The 18,310-nt window shown below is 65.5% G+C and carries 14 protein-coding genes and 1 pseudogene; 5 read left to right on the top strand and 10 right to left on the bottom strand.

Annotation, left to right across the window (positions count from 1 at the left end; translation table 11 throughout):
- Nucleotides 1-95 precede the first annotated feature (95 nt).
- Genes ligD through RMP10_RS10225 form a run of 3 tightly spaced genes read right to left on the bottom strand, consistent with a single transcriptional unit; the run spans nucleotide 96 to nucleotide 3,764 of the window.
- Nucleotides 96-1,991: a DNA ligase D gene (gene ligD / locus RMP10_RS10235; protein ID WP_310570199.1), complete on the bottom strand. Its 1,896-nt coding sequence runs from the start codon at nucleotides 1,989-1,991 to the stop codon at nucleotides 96-98.
- On the bottom strand, nucleotides 1,988-2,833 hold the full coding sequence (locus RMP10_RS10230) for a Ku protein (RefSeq protein WP_310570198.1): 846 nt from the start codon (nucleotides 2,831-2,833) through the stop codon (nucleotides 1,988-1,990). Before RMP10_RS10230 ends, ligD begins: the two co-directional genes overlap by 4 nt.
- Before the next feature lie 58 nt (nucleotides 2,834-2,891).
- On the bottom strand, nucleotides 2,892-3,764 hold the full coding sequence (locus tag RMP10_RS10225) for a YihY/virulence factor BrkB family protein (protein WP_310570197.1): 873 nt from the start codon (nucleotides 3,762-3,764) through the stop codon (nucleotides 2,892-2,894).
- A gap of 81 nt (nucleotides 3,765-3,845) precedes the next feature.
- Here RMP10_RS10225 and RMP10_RS10220 point away from each other — a divergent pair, with 81 nt between their 5' ends.
- Together RMP10_RS10220 and RMP10_RS10215 are read left to right on the top strand one after the other, a co-directional pair.
- Nucleotides 3,846-4,076: a hypothetical protein gene (locus RMP10_RS10220; protein WP_309671849.1), complete on the top strand. Its 231-nt coding sequence runs from the start codon at nucleotides 3,846-3,848 to the stop codon at nucleotides 4,074-4,076.
- Between the two features lie 51 nt (nucleotides 4,077-4,127).
- Nucleotides 4,128-4,628 carry a PRC-barrel domain-containing protein gene (locus RMP10_RS10215; protein ID WP_310570196.1) on the top strand — a complete coding sequence of 167 codons (501 nt, stop codon included), beginning with the start codon at nucleotides 4,128-4,130 and terminating at the stop codon, nucleotides 4,626-4,628.
- A gap of 13 nt (nucleotides 4,629-4,641) precedes the next feature.
- Here the strand turns inward: RMP10_RS10215 and RMP10_RS10210 are convergent, their stop codons facing one another.
- Together RMP10_RS10210 and RMP10_RS10205 are read right to left on the bottom strand one after the other, a co-directional pair.
- Nucleotides 4,642-5,418 (bottom strand): SEC-C domain-containing protein, encoded by a 777-nt coding sequence (locus RMP10_RS10210; protein WP_310570195.1) that lies wholly within the window; start codon nucleotides 5,416-5,418, stop codon nucleotides 4,642-4,644.
- Nucleotides 5,419-5,455: 37 nt separating this feature from the next.
- Nucleotides 5,456-8,653: a carboxypeptidase-like regulatory domain-containing protein gene (locus tag RMP10_RS10205; RefSeq protein ID WP_345785792.1), complete on the bottom strand. Its 3,198-nt coding sequence runs from the start codon at nucleotides 8,651-8,653 to the stop codon at nucleotides 5,456-5,458.
- On the opposite strand from RMP10_RS10205, the pseudogene RMP10_RS23415 reads away from it, so the two are divergent.
- A pseudogene (locus RMP10_RS23415) lies at nucleotides 8,652-8,765 on the top strand (LysR family transcriptional regulator); the annotation flags it as partial. The gene RMP10_RS10205 and the pseudogene RMP10_RS23415 overlap by 2 nt on opposite strands.
- A gap of 98 nt (nucleotides 8,766-8,863) precedes the next feature.
- Here the strand turns inward: RMP10_RS23415 and RMP10_RS10200 are convergent.
- The 3 genes from RMP10_RS10200 to RMP10_RS10190 all read right to left on the bottom strand — a co-directional run bounded on the left by RMP10_RS10200 (nucleotide 8,864) and on the right by RMP10_RS10190 (nucleotide 10,941).
- Nucleotides 8,864-9,898, bottom strand: coding sequence for an LptF/LptG family permease (locus tag RMP10_RS10200; RefSeq protein ID WP_310570193.1), 1,035 nt, complete (start codon nucleotides 9,896-9,898; stop codon nucleotides 8,864-8,866).
- Nucleotides 9,895-10,221 (bottom strand): PadR family transcriptional regulator, encoded by a 327-nt coding sequence (locus RMP10_RS10195; protein ID WP_310570192.1) that lies wholly within the window; start codon nucleotides 10,219-10,221, stop codon nucleotides 9,895-9,897. The genes RMP10_RS10200 and RMP10_RS10195 overlap by 4 nt, the downstream gene beginning before the upstream one ends.
- A gap of 84 nt (nucleotides 10,222-10,305) precedes the next feature.
- Entirely contained in the window at nucleotides 10,306-10,941 is a 636-nt protein-coding gene (locus tag RMP10_RS10190) for a hypothetical protein (RefSeq protein WP_310570191.1), read from the bottom strand.
- 403 nt (nucleotides 10,942-11,344) lie between these two features.
- Between RMP10_RS10190 and RMP10_RS10185 the strand changes: the two genes are divergently transcribed.
- Together RMP10_RS10185 and RMP10_RS10180 are read left to right on the top strand one after the other, a co-directional pair.
- Nucleotides 11,345-11,815: a helix-turn-helix domain-containing protein gene (locus RMP10_RS10185; protein WP_310570190.1), complete on the top strand. Its 471-nt coding sequence runs from the start codon at nucleotides 11,345-11,347 to the stop codon at nucleotides 11,813-11,815.
- A complete protein-coding gene (locus RMP10_RS10180; RefSeq protein ID WP_310570189.1) occupies nucleotides 11,812-13,137 on the top strand; it encodes a HipA domain-containing protein in 1,326 nt (441 codons plus the stop codon). The genes RMP10_RS10185 and RMP10_RS10180 overlap by 4 nt, the downstream gene beginning before the upstream one ends.
- Nucleotides 13,138-13,273: 136 nt before the next feature.
- On the opposite strand, the gene RMP10_RS10175 is transcribed toward RMP10_RS10180, so the two are convergent.
- Nucleotides 13,274-16,534: a PAS domain S-box protein gene (locus RMP10_RS10175; RefSeq protein WP_310570188.1), complete on the bottom strand. Its 3,261-nt coding sequence runs from the start codon at nucleotides 16,532-16,534 to the stop codon at nucleotides 13,274-13,276.
- A gap of 200 nt (nucleotides 16,535-16,734) precedes the next feature.
- Complete coding sequence (locus RMP10_RS10170) at nucleotides 16,735-18,060, bottom strand: hypothetical protein (RefSeq protein ID WP_310570187.1); 1,326 nt, start codon at nucleotides 18,058-18,060, stop codon at nucleotides 16,735-16,737.
- Nucleotides 18,061-18,310: the final 250 nt, after the last annotated feature.

Here is an 18,310-nt window from a genome sequence, read left to right as displayed (position 1 = left end):
GCTTTTCCCTAATCGGCGGAACAGTGGAGGCTCGGCGGCGAAGCTTGGGGGGCGGATTGTGTCGACCTGATCACGCGTACCGTCCCACGGCGTGCTCACCAGGCCGATTGAAGCGACGGTAGGTCATTCGGCGTCGCCAGCGCGCGAGACCAGCGCGCCGCGCGCGCCGCCGCCTGCGAGGGCACGCTGTCGATCGTAAAGTCTCGAGGATCGAGGTCGTTGGTGAGCTCATCCCACGAGAGGGGCGTCGACACCGACGCGGCGGGCTGCGCGCGCAGACTGAACGCCGACGCGACACTCTTTCCCTGAACATTCTGCAAGTAGTCGACGTACACGCTGCCTCGCAGTCGCTTGCTCACGGTACGTGTCACGGTCGCCTGCTTACTGTGTGCGTTCGCGACCCGCGTCGCGATCAGCTTCGCCAACAGCAGCGCACTGTCGTAGCTCGTGTCGGCTGGAAGCGGCAGGTAGATGTGCAAACCGCTCGCGCCCGACGTCTTGAGCGCACCGGCGATCCCGAGCTCATCCATCACGTCCTTGGTCCAGCGCGCCACATCGATCACGCGACGAAAAGTGGTACCTTCGCCGGGGTCAAGGTCGATGATCGAGTAGTCGGCATTCGAAAGCGTCGCCATACGGGAATGCCACGGATTCACGTCGATGGCGCCGAGCTGCGCGCAATACAGCAGCGTAGTCAGCTCACCGCCCACGATGCGTCGCTCGCTCGTACCCTCGGGTTGCGGCACCATCTCCGTGCGCACGGCCGAGGGCACGCCCTTGGCGACGCGCTGCTGAAAGAAAGCAGGCTGGTCGATGCCGTTCGGATATCGCCGCAGAACCAGCGGGCGGTCGGCGATCAACGGCAGCAGCAGCGGCGCGATGCCCGTGTAGTACTGCACCACATCGCCTTTGGTCTTCCTGGCCTTGTGAAAGAAGAGCTTGTCGAGGTTCGTGAAGTGCACGTCGGCGTCGGCGTCGGCGCGTGGCTTCGCTGTGGCGCGTGGCATAACGGCCTCCCGCACGGTATCGCGCGTACGCTTGTCGGTTCGGGCGCCGAGATAGACCGGCTGCCGCAGATGACCATCATTGGTCCATTCGCTAAAGCGGACTTCGACCACCAGTGACGGCCGGACCCAGTGCGCGACGGTATTCGCCGCCGGCGTAGTGACAAATGGGCTCGACGCGCGCTCGAGGCGCTTCAGGTGATCGTGCAGCCACGCCAGCTCGTCGTGTGTAAACCCCGTACCGACGTGTCCCGCATACTGCAGCGCTCCGTCCAGATAGTACCCGAGCAGGAGCGCACCGATGTATGGCCTGCTGTTCCGCGGCTCCGTCCAGCCGCCAACGACGAACTCTTGCTGTCGATCCAGCTTGAGCTTGATCCAATCGCGTGAGCGCACACCCACGGCGTACGGCGCGTCCGCGCGCTTGGCCATGATGCCTTCCCATCCTTCGGCTTTCGCGCGGGCCATCAGCGCGTCGCCGTCGTGCAAGACCGCGTCGCCGAGTCGAAGTGCGTCGAGGGCAACGCCGCCGGCGATTGCACGCGCCGCGAACAGCTTCTCGAGCGCGACGCGCCGCCGGCGCCACGGCGCATCGACGCGTGATCGCGAGCCATCGTGCAGCAGGTCGAACACCATGAGCGCGACTGGCTGCCCCGCTCGGTGCGAGACAATCGCGCGCGCATCGCGTTCGTGCACGCGAGCTTGCATGGACTGGAATCGTCCGAGCACGCTGCCGGCCACTCCGACCAACTCTCCATCCAGTACGAGGGTGCTGCGTCGCCGCCCCACGAACGCCTGCAGCGCTTCCACGACCTCGGGGAATTGTGCGGACTTGTCGATCCCGTTTCGCGATAGGAGCTGCACGTGCGTGCTCGACGCTACCGCGATCACGCGTATTCCGTCGTACTTGGGCTCAAACGCCCATCCGTCAGCCACCGGGAGCGCAGTTCCCGACGTGGCCAACATCGGTGCGAACGAGGCCTTCATGCGGACTTACGTGCCTTCTTCGTGGTCGTCTTTCGTGCCGTGGTCTTTCGCGCGGCGGTCTTGGGAGTGCCGGACTTTTTGGTCAGACTTTGCTTCAGCATGCTCATCAGATCGAGCACCTTGCCATCAGCGGTATCGGGCGGTGGGGCGTCGAAGGTGATCGGCTTCCCTTTCGAACGCGCCTTGATGATGCGCATGAGGTTGGCCCGATAGTCGTCGGTGTACTTCTCCGCGTCGAAATGGGCTTGCATGCTCTTCACCAGCTGCACGGCCATTTTGCGCTCCTGCGGACGGGCGGCCGTGGCCGGCGGGAAGGTGTACTGGGACGCATCGACCACGGCGGCGGAAAATCGCATCAGCTCGAGTACCAAGGCCTCTCCGACCACATGGATGCCCGCCAGATGCTGATTCTTGCGCATGATGATCTTGCCGATGCCCACCACGTCGCCCTCGCGCATCGCTTCGCGTAGCAAGGCATACCCTCGCTCACCGCCTTTGCTCGGCAACATGAAGTAGGGCGTTTCAAAGAACCGCGGGTCGATCTCCTTGGCGTCCACGAAATCGCAGATGTCGATGGTCTTCGACGACTCGAGCGCGGCTTTCTTGAAGTCCTCCTCGGTCAGCACGATGTACTGTCCCTTGGCATACTCGAATCCTTTCACAATCTCTTCCCAAGGTACCGGCGATCCGTCGCTGGCTCGCACTCGCTCGTACTTCACCGGCGATCCGGTTTCGGCGTCGAGCATGCGGAAGGAGATATTGTCCGCGCGCACGGCGGCAGCGAGCTCCACGGGAATATTGACCAATCCGAAACTGATACTGCCCTTCCAGATCGGAGCCATGTCGTCTTTCTCGGCCGAGGGAGAGTGTCGGTAACGTCGCTGCAGCATGCATGCGAGATTACGGTGCCGTCGTGCGCACGGCCCCATCCATCAGCGGAGCCCGCTTGCCCGCACGCTCGGCATACAATCGTGTGAACTCGGCACCGAACAGCAGGATCTGCGCCGAGTAATACACCCACACCAAAAGGATCACGACCGTGCCGGCGGCCCCGAACGGTGACGCAAGCGCGCTGTTGCCGAGATACAGTCCGATGAGCCGCTGTCCGATCGCGAACAACACCGCCGTCACCGTGGAGCCAACTGCTACATCGCGCCACCGCAGATGAACATCGGGGAGCACGCGAAACAGCAGCCCGAACAGCGCGCTGGTGACCGCGAGCGAGATCAGCTGATCAACGACTGTGACAAACGCCTCCAAACCAGGCGCCAGGCGGCTCATCCATGCGATCGCGAGCTTGATTCCCGCACTCACGGACAACGAGACCAACAGCAGAAAGCCAATCGACACGACGACACCGAGCGAGCGCAGCCGACGCGTGACGATCTGCGGTACGTCGATGCCGCTTGAAGCCGTCGCCCGCACGCGCCAGATCATATTGAGGGCTGCCTGCAGTTCGAGGAACGCACCGGTCGCGGCGAATACAAGACCACCAATGCCAAGCACGGTGGCGAACACGCCGGCATCGCGCTTGCCGGCGCGCTCCAGCATGGCACCAACCGCGACTGCACCGTCGCGACCGATCAGTCCGGCAATTTGTGTCAGGAGTTCACTTCGGACCACGTCCTCTCCGACTGCAAAGCCGGCGACCGCGATCACCATCAGCAGCACGGGAGCCAGCGCGAAGAGCGTGTAGTACGCGATCGCCGCTCCGTGACGCGGCGCATTGTCACTGAAGAAATCGACGACTGCTTGTTTGATGAGTTTCAGCATGAGTGACTGCGTGTGCAACGGACGTGCCGCCTCGCATGATTCCTGCACTCCGCTGCGAGTTCATCTCACAGAGGGGGAAGTGTGGCCGAGATCAAGATTACGGAGAAGCGCGGCTCGTGGTTGCCGTGGGTGTTCGGTGTGGTGCTGCTTGGTGCTCTGATCTGGTTCGTCGCGATGAGGGGCACGCCCGACGCGACCACAGCCGAGCGTACGGGCGCCTACGACACCAACAGTGCCGCCGGCACGCTTGCCGCACCGCGCGATAGCGCAGTGATCCGTACCGACACGATGCAGGTACCGCCCGCGCGATAGCTCGACGGCACATTGCCGCGATTTGCTCACCGCATGCACGGAGTTATCACTATGGATTCCAACAGGCACAACGAAGAGGCAGTTCGGCCCCGCCTCGTTCATCTCAAGGACGCGTCGGACCTCGACGTCGCCGATGGCGACCCCGATATCCGCGGCTGGGACTTGCGAACACTCGACGGCGAGAAGATCGGCACCGTAGAGGATCTCGTGGTGGATACGAGCCTCATGCGCGTGCGCTACATCGAAGGCGAGGTCAAGCTGGATGATGTCGCACAGGAGACCAAGCGGCGCATTCTGATTCCCATCGAGTCCGCTCGTCTCGATGAAGACGAAGACGATGTGATCATTGAACTCAGCTCCGCCGCTACTCGCGCACTACCGAGCTATGACGGCGAGCGGATTCCTGACGCTCCTGTCGATGGGCTGTATGCGTTCGACGACAGCAGCTTCTTCGGTGCCCGTCGCCTCGGGCGGGAAGCGACGCCATATATTGCGCCGCTCACGGACAGCGCTCCGCGTCGGATGGATGGCCCCGACGAGCGGCTCCTCTAGCGCGTTCGGGATATCACTCGACGTCGTCGTCCGGATCGCTCCCATATCCGGCCGTCGCCGTTTCCGAGAAGCGCCGCGAGACCCGTATCTGCCACGACGGGTCCCGCTGCAGCTCGGCGGGAAGTGGCGCCGCGCTCACGCCGGCATCTGCGCAGACATCAGCCAGCAGCTCCTTACCGTCGACGATCACCAGCGTGTCGGCGTGCAACCCCGAGAATACACGCACGCCATCCGCCTCGACGACATATGCGAGCACAAACTCGCTGGGCCCGAGGTCGTGCGTGAGATCGGGCTCGTGAACGAAGCAAGTGGTATTGCTGAATCGATCGGTGATCGTGGCGCCGACCCCGGCTTCGACGGTCTCGACTTCCCAGAGTCCGAGCGGTGCGCGCAACGCCGCACTCACCAGCGCGCGCGTGTCGAGATCGGCGCGCTTGCCGGCCGCGTCGTCGAGCCACGCCGCGGCGATGGGCCTGCCAAGCGACGCGGGCTCGTAGTTGAAGAGCGACCAGGTGGTGAAAAGATCCGCGACGCCTTCGTCAATGTCCTCGTCTTCGGTCACGCCCCAGGCATCGAGCGACGCGTCGATCCACTCGGCGCCCATCTTCTTCTCGGCCCAGTCGAGAAGCTCCTGCCCCACGCGCTTCTGGCGCTGCAGCACGACGTCACCGCGCAGCCATTCCGCGCGCGCTTCGGCGGGTAGCGCCGCCGCTTCAGGGGGCACGGCGGCGCCGTGACACTTCTTGAACTTCTTGCCGGAGCCACACGGGCAGGGAGCGTTTCGATCCATGCGGGCAATGTAGCGAGGGGCCGCAGCAGAGCAGAATTCAGCGCGCGATCCGAACGCCAATCTGGAGCTGGTACGGATCGCCGCCCTTGGGCAACACACCAGCTGACTCGTTCACGCTGTACCGATAGCGTTGCGTCGCTAGATCGAAGCCAACCACCCGTAGCAGGGGCACCCGATTGACGACCGGGTTCTGCGACGAAATCCCGACCGGAAGCAGATACTGCGCCCCCCAGCGACGGTTCAGCAGATTGCCGACATTGTATGCATCGACGATCAGCTCGGCGCGGCGAACGCCACCTGCACCACTCAGGCGGAACTGCCGCGCGATGCGCGCGTCAACACGGTTGGTGAATGGCGTGGTGATCGTATTGCGACCCGCCACCTGTCCCAAGTGCGATGCGATGTAGCGTCGCGCGAGGTTTTTCGGGTTGGCGAGCACGCGACGCAGCGAGGCCGCGACGTCGGCCGGCGTGGTGGGATTGTCCGGATCGAAGAGAAACGCGCGATCGTTGCCGTTCGCCTCGTCTCCGTTGATGTCTCCGTCCACGACGAGCGAGAACGGACGCCCACTGGTGCCCACGTAGCGCGCGGTGATCGACACCTTGAACGGAGCCCGTACGCTGAGCGCGCCAGTCACGCGATGTCGTGCGTCGAAATCGGACACCCCCCACGCTTGGCCGAGCGCTCGCGGATCGTCGACCACGGGCGTGAACGTGGTCGCGGTGCGCGCCAGACAGCAGCCATAGGTGGAGTTATCGCGTGCGCGCGACCAGGCATAGCCCATGGTGCCGTGCGCGTGAGAAGCAACGCGAAAGGCGAGTTCGCTGGTGACCGCGACCTGCTCCGCACGCGCGCCCGACTCGAGCGCCAGAACACGCCCATACGCCGGATTCTGCGACGCGTTCCGCACGTCGGTCACGCCCGTGTTCGCCGGGATCGTGCCTGCTGGCACCCAGACCGCGCGGTTGCCCTCGGCCGTGAGCACGAACGCCGGCACGTTGCGCAGATTGCGGTCGACATAGGCGTAGCCATCGCGCAGGCGCGATGCCTGCACGCTGAGCGTGGCCGTGGTCCCCTCACCGATGCGGTGCCACCACGACGCCGACCCTTTCCATGTGCGTGGCGCCCGTACCGCGCCCGCCACGTTCACGTACGCGGGCGACAGGGCTGCCCCTGCCGGAAGTCCAGGCACGGTGCGCGGTGTTGTGCGATAGCTCGCGAAATCAGGTGTTGGCACCGCCGCGCCGCGCAGATCGATATCAGCCAGCGTGCTCCCCGTGTACAGCAGCTGATTGTGCCCCGCATAATACGGCAGTTGCGCGGTGAAGACGCCTGCTCCAATGCGAATGATGTCGCGGGCGTCGTGTTGCAGTCGCCACACGAGCTGCGTGCGAGGTTGCAGCTGGGACAGATCACGTGGTGCGCGCGCCGTGCGCACCTCAAAGGCGCTGTCGAGCGCCGCGTTCGTAGCGGGTGCGCCGAGAAACACGGTGGCGTCCCAGCGTAAGCCGTTGGTCCACGTGATGCGATCAGTCACCTGCCACTCCATCTGGCCGTACGCGCCGAGTTCAAGGACATGTTGTCGCGTGACCGGTGAAGCGCCGGCCAGCGGCACGGTACGCGTGAACCGATTTGGCTGTCGCGCCTCGAGCGCGGCCAACGAGGGAAAGACAAACAGCCCACCCTGCGCTTCGGCGATGAGTGTACGCGTAGCGACCAACGAGTTGTCGGTGCCGAGGGTCCAGAGTATCCGCCCGCGTTGCGCGGTAAAACGATTCATGAGTTGGAGCTGCCACTCGCGACTGTCATCGGGGGCGAGCCGGTTTCCGCCGAACTGGATCGTGGAGTTCCCGGTGGTTCCGTTGGGCAGCAGCGAGCGCACCTGCACGAACCCGCGCGGCACGCCAGGCGACTCGGGGGTGAGCGTACGGCGCGACGTGCCAAACGCGACCTGCACTTCATTCAGCGCGCTCACGCCCAGGTGCGACGTGAGCGTCGAGAGCAGCTGCGCCTCGCGCGACGAAAACCCCGAGCGGGCCTCGCGCAGGGCAATGGCTTGATCGACGCCGCCGCTGAGGGGGCTGTCCCAATCGCTGGCCGTGAGCCGCACGGTGGCGCGATGTGCGGCGGCGACCTGCCAATCCACCCTCGCAAACAGTGTGTGCGACACCGAGCGCCGGCCCAACCGACCCGTTTGCGCCAGATCTGCGCTGGTGCCGTACTGCCGCGACAACACGTTGAGCAATCTGACCAGCGAATCGCGCGCGATACCCGACGCCACCTGCGCCTCGGCGGTGCTGACGTCGCCCGTCGTGAGCGGCTCGCTGGCGTCCTGACGCTCGTAGGCGAGAAAGTAGTGCGCGCGATCGCGAACGAGGGGACCTCCGGCCGAGAATGCCGTCTGCAGCGACTGGGCGGTGCGCGCGGATCGCGCGCGTCCTTGAAAGTCGATGCCTGCGGCCAGGTGCTCGTTGCGAAAGCCGGTGTACAGGCGCGCTTCGGCGGTGTTGGTGCCGGAGCGAGTCACCGCCGCGATCTGTCCGCCGCCCTGCCGCCCCTGCCCGACATCGAACACCGCGGTGTTCACCTCGAACTCCCGAACGGCCTCGAGTGAGATCGCGGCCGGGCCACCGTTCACTTCACCGGCACGCAACAGATTGCGTGACTGCGCCCCATCGATGCGCAGGTCGGTGCTGGTCCAGCGTTGCCCGCCCAGCGACAGCTGATTACCCGCCAAGGGACTGAGCGACGCGAGACCGGAAAAATTGCGATCCTGAATCGGCAGCGCGTCGATCTGTTCCCGGGCAATACGTGTGCTGCCGCCGATGCGCGATTCGCGACCCGCCTCTGCATCCGCGCGGACGGCCACTTGGGCCAAGCGTACCGAAACAGGACGGAAGACGAAGTCGACGAGCTCACGCGCGCCGATCGTCAGCGTGATGCCGGGGCGATCGGTGGGGAGATACCCAACGCGACGCGCGCTCACCACATACGGGCCGCCCAGCGGCAATCCAAGCAGGATGTACCGCCCCGTGCTGTTCGTTGCGGCACGTTGTACATATCCCGTGGTCGCGTCGCGCGCCTCCACGATCACCGCATCGATCGGTTGGCCAAGCGAGTCGCGCACGGTGCCAACGATGCCACTCGCCGCCGTCTGACTGTGCACCGTGGTGACCGTTGCCCACAGCAGCAGCACCGCGGCCACTCCACCTCGAATCCACCGAGCCCACGCCATAACCTCGTTCTGCTTACGCATCGTGTTCGACGACGCAGATCGGCTCGGCCCGGGCAAGGTCGCGCTGCTCGAGGCCATCGCGGCCGAGGGTTCGATCAGCGCTGCGGCGCGCCGCCGCGCCGGACGTCGCATTTCTGGAGCGGCACCGGCGAAAGCGGACAGGATAGGACGAGCAGGCACAGAGCGTTATATACGTTCAGTTGCAACGCTTCACCAGTCCGTCGCGACCCGCCGTCGTCGCATCGCGAGCAGCGCCAAGCCCAGCATCACCACGTTCGCGCTCCACATGGCCGGCATCGGTGGCAGCACGAGCCGCGCGGCCAGCGCTTCTCCAGCCATGATGATCACGTAGTAGACCGTGAACACCACCCCGCTCGCCAGCACCTGCGCGACCACGCCGGCGCGCCGCACGCGGCGTGCAATGCCGAATGCCAACAGCGCCAAGACGATACACGCCGCCGCGATCGCGGGTTTCTTGTGGATCTCGATGTCGTAGTTCGCGATCGTCTCCAGGTGCGCGGGGGTTGGGTTCGCGCCGTGCTGCTGCATCGCGCGCCGTGACGCCGTACGCAGTTCGCTCAACGTCATGATGCGATCAGTGGGCGCACTGTTCGGCCGTCCGGTCTGCAGCACCACGAGCCGTGCGTTGGCGCGGGGGACCACCTCGGCGTTCCACGCGAAGGCGAACACGGCGAGTGCCGAGGCCAGTCCGATCAGCGGTGTCAGTCGGAGCCGTACGGCGCGGTCGTTCGTGTCCGCGGATCGACTCGCGGTCGCGAGCACGGCAATGAACGTCGCCATCGGCAGCGTGAGTGCCGCGGTAAATGGAATCGCAAAGGCGAGGAGCTCGACCAGCGTGGTCAGTGAAATCGCGTGCGCGCTCCAGCGCTCGACATGCCGCCACGCGTATGTCGCGAGTAGCACACCCGTCAACGCGACCAAAGCCACGACGTATCCCTTGCCCAATTGCCAGAGCAGCTGTCGGTTCGGCGCGTTCAGTGCCGTCCGCTCTTCCACGACGCGCTCATAGAGTCCACGTCGCACCAAATCGCCGAGGCCCACGGCGGCGGTCCACGTCACCGCCGCGCGGCCATCGCCGGCGCTACGTTCGAGTTCCCGCACAAACAGCTCGGCCATAGCCGCGCCGTGCTTGTCGCGAAGCGCGCTCGGCATGGCAATCGACAATAGGCGATATACGCGACGCCACATTGGATGCCGCAGTTCAGAACTCTGGGGATGGTTCATGCGCCGATCACCCGCGGTGCGAGCCGCGCCCGCGCGAGGCGGGCCATTGCGTCGAGTCGAGCGCTTTCCGTTTCGAGGGCGGTACGCCCGCTGCCGGTCATGCGATAGAAGCGTTCGCGTCCCGATCCGCCCTCGGGACGGTCGTCGTCGCCCACCTCTTCGATCCAGCCCACGCGCACCAGTTCTTCGAGCGAGCCGTACAGCGTGGCGGGCCAGAGACGCACGCTGCCGTCACTGAGGCTACGCACGTCCTCCTGAATGGCCGTGCCGTATCGTGGCTCGGCGGCCACGGAAAGCAGGATGTAGAACAGATGGGTCTTCATCGGACCTCGCGGTGAGTAACTGACGATATTCAGATATACTATTCATTCATACTATTGGTCAATATTTTAGTTCCCGGCCTTATGCTATTTTTTGCGCACCCAGCGGAAGCCGATGCCCAGCGTCCCGATCGAGAGCGACTCGCCGCGCTGGCTGCCGAGGAAGGTGCCGGTGTAAAAGATTGTGGGCGTGGAGCCGCGCAATCGTGGGGCCGCCAAGTCGAGGCGCACCGCGGTGCCGACTCGCCCACCCTGCCCTTCGACGCGGAACAGCGCGGGGCCGACCATGACGCGCAAAACGGTGGAGCGGATATCGACGGCACCGCCGGTCAGGAGCTGCGCTTGCTCCTCGAAACGGCGATTCTGACAGTCGGCGCTGCCGCGGATGATGTAGCAGGATCCATTGTTGCCCAGGTTGAGCGGCGTGGCGCGCAGCCCGACGATCCAGGCGCGCTTGGGCATCCGCTTGAGGGGGGCCGTCAGCAGCGCCGACAGGGCGAAAGTCGGCGCCTCGGCCTGCGCAGTGCTGGAGGAGACCGAGCCTCCCTCGACTTCGCCGGTGAGCAGCCCGGTGGTGGTGTAGAAGCCCATGGCTACGCCGGGACGGCGCTGGGCGGTGAGCTGCGTCGGCAGGGCGACTGCTATGGAAATGATGACGGCAGCCCAGATAGCAGCGGAGACGGCAGCGGTGCGGATCACCACTCGGCGGAAGCGGTCGCGCATTTGTATTCCTGGTGGGGGGGGACCCGCTCAACTTAGACAGCGGCGCAAATCGGCGGTGGGGGATGGCGTCGCGTACCCACGAGCGACAGCTGCGATACCCGGCCCGACTTCGGTGGCATTCCGCCGTCGAAAGGGCGGGAATGATTCGATGGCTCGCGTTAGCTGCGCGGAACCGTCGCTCGCAAGTGCCGATTGGCGGAGGTGGATCACACCAATTGACGGTTCACAACCAGTCGCCTTCGGCACCGCGCGCGCTCATGTGCGAGGGCATCGCTCATATGCCCATGAACTATACCATTTTGTATTTGCCTATTATTTATGACTTCAGTACATTTGTACGTGTACGTAGGCACGAGACGCATCTCCACATGGGAAGCGGCGTGCCAATGCCTGAGGGCCTCGCATGCGGCTGCACACCACGACGGAGATCGGAACGGCGGTGCGCGAGGCCCGGCGCCGGCGACGACTGACTCAGACGCACCTGGCCGACATGATTGGCGCCTCACGGCAGTGGGTGCAGCGGCTCGAGGCGGGGAGAGCGGGCGTGGAGCTCGGGCTCACGCTGCGGGCGCTTCTCGCGGTCGGCGTCACGCTCGAGGTGCGGGACTCCGCAGACGCGCCCGACGCGACGCCGGAGCCAACGGCCGCCAACTGGCTGCTGCAGGCCCCCAAGGCCTCGTACCCGCCTGCGGACGGAGCGAGCGCCGTGACGAAGTCCCGCCTGACACGCTCTCCCGTCCACGGCCGTCCCAAGGCCGCGCGCACCGTGGCCATCCCTGGATGGAACGACGTCCCATCACCGGTGGATGCGCCCGACGCGGCGCAACTCCGGAAGGAGCAGCGCGCCGTCACCGCCGCGCCGCGGAAATCATGACGTCGGCGGCTGGAGCCAAAGCGCCGGGCACCGCAAACACCGAGACCACGCTCATCGCGATGTACGCGGGCCGCGTAATGGGCCTCATTGAACGTGCGCGGAGCGGGAAGCTGACGCTCACGTACGCGCCGGCGTGGCGGTCCGCCAAAGGCGCCTTCCCGCTGTCGCTGTCTTTGCCGTTGGTCACACCGCAGCATGCGCATGACGCGGTCGCCGCGGTCATCGAAGCATACCTGCCGGATCGGACCGCCGTCCGTGACCGCCTAGCGCGAGATCACGGGTTGGCCGACACCGATCTATTCGGCCTCCTGAGGGTCGTCGGCGAGGACTGCCCGGGCGCGATTCAGTTCGTGCACCCCGAACGTATAGAGCTGTTGGCGAGCGGCCACGCGGACGGGATCGCCTGGCTCTCGGACGACGAGCTCCTCACGCGCGTGCAGGCACTCGAGGCACCCGACGCGCCGTTCCGCTTGATCGGCGACGCGGGCTACTTCAGTCTGGCCGGCGCGCAGCCAAAGATCGCGCTGTACCATGAAGAGGGGCGATGGGGCGTGCCACGCGGGCGGATTCCGACAACGCACATTCTGAAGCGGCCGCTCGGCGGCCTACCGCGCTTTCTGGTCGCGGAACTCGCAACGATGCGGCTCGCGCGCGCGGTGGGCCTGATCACGGCTGAAGTCGCCCCCCTCGCCGTCGGCGCTCACTGGATGCTCCAGATCACGCGCTACGACCGCGTACGAGAGCACGGCGTGTGGCGACGGCGGCACCAAGAAGACCTCTGCCAGACACTTGGCGTCTCGCCGCATCTCAAGTATCAGCTGGCCGGTGCGCCCGGGATCGTCGACATCGTTGGCGCGTTGCGTACGCACGCCAGCGATCCGCTGCACGATATCGCCCAGTTCCTCGACATGATCCTGTTCAACTGGCTCGTGGTGGGCACCGACGCGCATGCCCGCAACTACTCGCTGCTCATCGGCGCGGACGGCGTCGCCGCCCTGGCGCCATTCTACGACGTGGCCTCGGCGCTTGGCGTTGCAAGCCACCAGGAAATCTCGACCGCCAAGCTCGCGATGCACATCGGCGGCGAGTACGAGGCGGCCGCCGTGTCGCAGGACGACTGGAGACGACTGGAGTCGGCGCTGCAGCTCGCGCCCGGCGTACTCACGGCCCGTGCAGCTGCCATGGCGACGTCTATCAGTGCCTCGCTCCCCGCGCTCCGCGAGGCATTGCTCGCCGACAGTCCCGCGGGGCTCTCGCGTGAGATCACCAGACTGTGTCGCTTGATCGGGGTGCGCGCGAAAACCTGCACCGACCGCGTGTGAGCAGCACCGCGAGTTCCTCACTTCGACGGCGCCCATGCGCGATGGTGTGTCTTTCGCTCGGCCTCCGCACTCGTCGGACCGGGCGCGCCTCGTACCCACCACGACGCTTGCGGGCCTCTGCTTGACCGCACGGATGTCACCCAATCGTCGCCGGCAAATCGGCCAGTAACCTGTCCAGGGCAGCGGGATCGACCGGCTTCACCAGGTGCGACGTGAACCCAGCTTCCTGCGACATACGTATTTGGTCTTCCTGCCCCCAGCCGGACTGGGCAATGATGACGATGTTGTGTCCCCACGGCTCACTCCGGATGCGGCGACACGCGTCGTAGCCGTTCATCTTCGGCATGCCGATGTCCATCACGATGACGTCTGGACGGAATGCCTCGGCTGCGATCAAGGCCTGCTCCCCGTCGAAAGCCGCCTTGGTGTTGTTCCCCATGACGTGCAACAACTCGGCTAAGCTGATCGCCACGTCGTGGTTGTCGTCGACCACCAGGATGCGGCGCCGCACCGGCGTGCCCCTCGGCCCACGGGTGTGGTCGACCGGACCGTTGGCACCTTGGGCCAATGCCGCTGGAAGGCGCACGACAAACCGGCTCCCTGCTCCAGAACCGCCGCTTTCGACGGTAATGCTGCCATCGTGCAGCTCCACCAGCCGCTTCACGATGTATAGGCCGATGCCCAGTCCGCCGTGCGACTTCTCCAACGAGCCGTCGATCTGCGTGAACATGTCGAACACCTGAGACAACTTGTCGAAGGCAATGCCTTCTCCGTTATCCTCCACGCTCACCACTGCGTCGACGTTTTGGTGCTCGACCGCCAGCCGAATGCGTCCGCCCCGGCGCGTGTACTTGGCCGCGTTGTTGAGCAGGTTGGCGATCACCTGCGAAAGCCGGACGAAGTCACCGTCGACGTAAATGGCTTCGGTCGGCACGTCCACGACGAGGTCGTGACCCTGAGCATCGATCAGCGCGCGGCTGCTTTCCACAGCACTCTGCACGACATCGGCCAACGGCATAATCGACTTCCGCAACTGAATCTTCCCCTGGCTGATGCGACTCACATCCATCAGGTCGTCGATCAGCCGGGTCATCTGCTCGACCTGTCGCTCCATCATCGCGCCTGCCTTCTCCAGCATTCTGGCATCGGTCTGGGCGAGCTTGATGATTTCCAAACCGTTGCGGATCGGGGCCAACGGGTTCCGCAGTTCATGGGCGAGCGTCGCCAGGAACTCGTCCTTCCGCCGATCGGCTTCGGACAGGTTGGTCGCGAGCCGGCGCAACTCCGCTTCGGAGCGAAGGCGTTCCGAGATGTCCAGCACAACCGCGATCATCCCGAGGAACTCGCCGGTGGAAGACCGGATGGCGGTGCCGTGGCTCTGCGCGTGAAGCACCGAGCCGTCTTTGCGGAAGTAATCCTTCTCGATCACGATATCCGGTCCACCGGCAGCCATGCGACCGAATGCCGTCGCGCTCGCGTCGACGCACGCGGGGTGCGTGAACTCGAGGAAGGTCCGGCCCAGGAGTTCTGCCTCGGCGTGGCCCAACATCTCACACCAGCGCGGGTTGACCAGTATCATAGAGCCTTGGGCGTCAGTCTGTACGATGCCCGCCGGCGAGTGGCGCAGAACACCGCTCAGGCGAGCCTCGCTCGCGCGCAGCGCTTCCTCGGCGCGCACCCGTTCAACCGCAGCCCACGTGCGCTCGGCGGTGTCCTCTGCCATCGCGATCTCCGCCGGCCTCCACGTCCGCACGCTGTCGGTATGCACCGCAAGGCCCGCCACGAACCGCCCAGCCTTGATCAACGGAACGCCAATGTAGGCGCGAATCTGCAGGCTAGCGTACGCTGCCATCTCACTCGGCGTTAACGGCAGAACGTTCACGTCCGGCTCGGCCGCAGTGCGGCCGCTCCGGTACACGGCCAGGAGCCCTGGTCCGAACGACGCGACGGGGTGTGCCCCCACGATGGACGGGGCCGCGCTGGTGTAGTCGCGCTGGACGACGAAGTCGTCCCCGTGCACCTCGAAGTACGCCACCCGGTTGGCGCCGAGCCGCTCGCCCAAGACGCGACTCGCTTCGACCTGAATCTTGATGGGGTCCGACAGCGGGCGCAGGGTGTCAGCCAACATCACAAGGTACGAGTTGCGGGCGTCGCTGGCTCTGAGGCTATCCTGTGCGCTCTGGCGATCGGTGATGTTGCTCGCGGTGCCAAACCATGCGGTGATGGTTCCGTTCGCATCGAGAATTGGCACGGCACGAGACAGCGTCCAGCCGACGGAGCCGTCGGGACGGCGGACGCGATGCTCCAACTGAAACAGCGCCTGTTTGGCGATGGCTTCCCTGATCGCCTGCCTCACGCGCTTGTGCTCGTCCGTCGGGACGTTTTGGAACAGCCACGCCCAGTCGGCGAGCGGCGCATCCGAACTGGGCACCAAGTCGCGTCCGTCCAGCGGCATCATCGTGGACCAATCCGCTGACATGCGGTAGGCCACCTCGGAGGTGGCCGTTGTCAGCGCCCGATAGTTTTGCTCACTTTCCTGCAGCGCCATCTCCACGCGCTTGCGTGCGGTGATGTCATAGGCGATGCCTCCCATGCGGGTTGTCGCGCCATCGACGTCGGTGTAGCCGCGGCCGAGCGAGACCACCCAATGCTCACTGCCATCGGGCCAGACGGTACGGCACTCGATGCGGAACTCCGAGCCGTCCTGCGACGCGCCCTGCACGGCCTCGTCGGCGCGCGCGCGATCCGCGGGATGCAGCGCGCCGAGGAAGGTCTCGTAGGTCATTGTGGTGCGCAGCGGGATACCGAACATCGTGAGGCACCGCTCTGACCACTCCATCGCTCCCGTGCGCAGGTCCCAATGCCACGTTCCCAAATCCGAGCCGACAATCGCCAGCCGCAAACGTTCCTCACTGTCGCGCAGCGCCGCCTCGGCGCGCTCTCGCGCGGTGATCTCCTGGAAATAGCACACTACCCCAAGCTGCCCGTTCGACAGGGCGATGCGCTGCGCCTCCCATTGGAACGCTTGCTCCACGCCAATGTCGTAGCGCTGCTCCGAGAAGCGCGGCGACACGTAGCGCTCGCCCGTTGCCAACGTGTGTCGGAAGATGTTCGCGATCTGCGGCCCGATCTCCGGTCCCCACACGATCTCCATCACTTCATCGAAATCGCGCCCGATCAGCGGCTGTACCGCGGCGAAGTACGGCCGCGTCTGCGCGTTCATATGCGCCACACGAAACTGCGCGTCCACCACATACACGCCGCCCGGCGCCTGCTCGATGATCGTGGAGAACAGCGCTTCGTTGCGACGCAACGCCACTTCCACCTCGTCCAAGCGCGCGCGCAGCGCGGCATTCTCGGCGAGGAGTGACTGATCAGTAGAAAGCGACGGCGGCACGCTCACTCCGGCTTGGGCGACCTTGAGAAACTATGGAGCAAAACGCGCGCGCTGCAAGTCGCGCAACGCGTAACGTAGGGCGGCACGGAGCGCGCGGTAAGGCCGTCAATCGCTAAGATGGCACACGTATCAGGCGAGACGGGCAAACAGATTGAATGGCACACACGCTTGAACGTTTCGATTTTTGGAATAGGAGAGGATCAATAGCGCCCCGGCGGCAGCACCGCATCGAGCGAGACACGATACAGCGGCGCTTTCTCCGCGCGCGGTGAACTGAACAGCAACACCCGTCCCTCATCGAGCAGCTGCACGGGCTTCTCATCGTTTGACGTGTTCACGCCACGTGTCAGGCGCTGCGGTGCGGACCAGCCGGTGTTGGTGCGGCGGGTGATGAACAGATCCTCCTTCGTCGCCGCGCCGTCGATGTCGTAGTTGGAGAAGAGCAGGAATGCGCCGTCCGGCGACAACACCGGGAACGCTTCGCCTGAGGTGTCCGTTGTGTGCAGCGACGTGAGGTCGGCGACGATCACCACGCGCGGCGTTGGCGACGACGCGTCGGGCGTAGTGTTGGTTTCCAATCGCACTTCGTACAGCCCGGTGGGCGCGGAACCATCGGGCTTACCGCTCCACATCACCCCCCGCCCGTCGCGGGCGAGGGAGAGTGAGACTTCGCCGTAGGTGGGGGTGTAGGTGATGCGCTCGACGGCTTTCCAACCCGAGGCCCGTGAGGCGCGGTAGAGTTCGCGCTTGGTGTTGCTGGGCTCTGTGGCCACGTGACGCGTGCTGCTGAAGTACACCCATTCGCCGTCGGGGCTCACGACCGGCGTGCCTTCGGTGGCGGTCGTGTCGGCGAACGGCGCGAGTGCGACCGGCTGCCACGCGTTCTGCTGCCAGCGACGCATCATGATCCGGCGGTTGTTGCCCGCGTTGTCGCCGGTGCCGACGAACAGCAGCTCGAGATCATGGCTGAGGGTGATGTCCCACGCGTTGAATCCGGCGGGCCAGCCTTCGTTGAGCACGGCCACCGGCGCGCGGGCGGGCGTCAGGAACTCCATCCAGGGGCCGCGCGGCGCGCCGTCCTCGCGCCAGTAGCGGAAGGGCGCTGCCTTCTTGCCGCGCACGAAGGTACCCTCGTTGGACTTCTGTCCGTTGGCGTGCCAACCCTCGCTCGGTCCGTGCCACACATCGCCCGCGACGTAGCCGCGCTCGCGTACAACGCCGTTGGGATGGAAGTACAACCACAGTCCCTCCCCTTCGCCATCGCGCCAGTCGGCGGCGTACGTGACGCGCCCCGCGACGTCCCACTCCTGCCACAAACCGTGCGGCTTGCCGTTCTTGCGGAAGACCCGCTTGGCGAGCTGACCGTTCGGATGGCGCGTGATCTCCGCCGTCGCTCCGCTGTCACCTGGGGTGGGCGACAACACCGGCTGATACGATTGCGCGACGACTGTCGAGGGGAGCGCTGCGAGCAGGGCTGCCGCGAGCGTGCAGAGCGGGAGGAGGGCAAAGCGGCGAGTGACAGGCATGGGCGATTGCGGTGGGAGACACGACAAACCTACGGCGCCAGGTTGCTGGCCTGCGGCGTTGGCGCGGACGACCAAGGGTTCGCTGTCGACTGGAAGATGGATGCAGGGTCGGGCGGCGTCCACGGGCGTCCACCGGCGTCCTGATCGCGCCGAACGACGGCAGCGGTTCCTTTCCTGACCCTGGCTGCAGTTCCATCGTGCGCACCCGCCGTCTCTTTCCTTGCCCGTTCGCCTCCGCCCGCCACGAATA

It is taken from the genome of Gemmatimonas sp. (assembly GCF_031426495.1).
Classification (GTDB): domain Bacteria; phylum Gemmatimonadota; class Gemmatimonadetes; order Gemmatimonadales; family Gemmatimonadaceae; genus Gemmatimonas.
Note: the sequence above shows the minus strand (reverse complement) of the source record. Positions and strands in the feature narration are given on the sequence as shown.

Coding starts and splice junctions, on each gene's coding strand:
- ligD (WP_310570199.1), bottom strand. CDS start 1,991: ATGAAGGCCTCGTTCGCACCGATGTTGGCCACGTCGGGAACTGCGCTC.
- RMP10_RS10230 (WP_310570198.1), bottom strand. CDS start 2,833: ATGGCTCCGATCTGGAAGGGCAGTATCAGTTTCGGATTGGTCAATATT.
- RMP10_RS10225 (WP_310570197.1), bottom strand. CDS start 3,764: ATGCTGAAACTCATCAAACAAGCAGTCGTCGATTTCTTCAGTGACAAT.
- RMP10_RS10215 (WP_310570196.1), top strand. CDS start 4,128: ATGGATTCCAACAGGCACAACGAAGAGGCAGTTCGGCCCCGCCTCGTT.
- RMP10_RS10210 (WP_310570195.1), bottom strand. CDS start 5,418: ATGGATCGAAACGCTCCCTGCCCGTGTGGCTCCGGCAAGAAGTTCAAG.
- RMP10_RS10205 (WP_345785792.1), bottom strand. CDS start 8,653: ATGGCGTGGGCTCGGTGGATTCGAGGTGGAGTGGCCGCGGTGCTGCTG.
- RMP10_RS10200 (WP_310570193.1), bottom strand. CDS start 9,898: ATGAACCATCCCCAGAGTTCTGAACTGCGGCATCCAATGTGGCGTCGC.
- RMP10_RS10195 (WP_310570192.1), bottom strand. CDS start 10,221: ATGAAGACCCATCTGTTCTACATCCTGCTTTCCGTGGCCGCCGAGCCA.
- RMP10_RS10190 (WP_310570191.1), bottom strand. CDS start 10,941: ATGCGCGACCGCTTCCGCCGAGTGGTGATCCGCACCGCTGCCGTCTCC.
- RMP10_RS10185 (WP_310570190.1), top strand. CDS start 11,345: ATGCGGCTGCACACCACGACGGAGATCGGAACGGCGGTGCGCGAGGCC.
- RMP10_RS10180 (WP_310570189.1), top strand. CDS start 11,812: ATGACGTCGGCGGCTGGAGCCAAAGCGCCGGGCACCGCAAACACCGAG.
- RMP10_RS10170 (WP_310570187.1), bottom strand. CDS start 18,060: ATGCCTGTCACTCGCCGCTTTGCCCTCCTCCCGCTCTGCACGCTCGCG.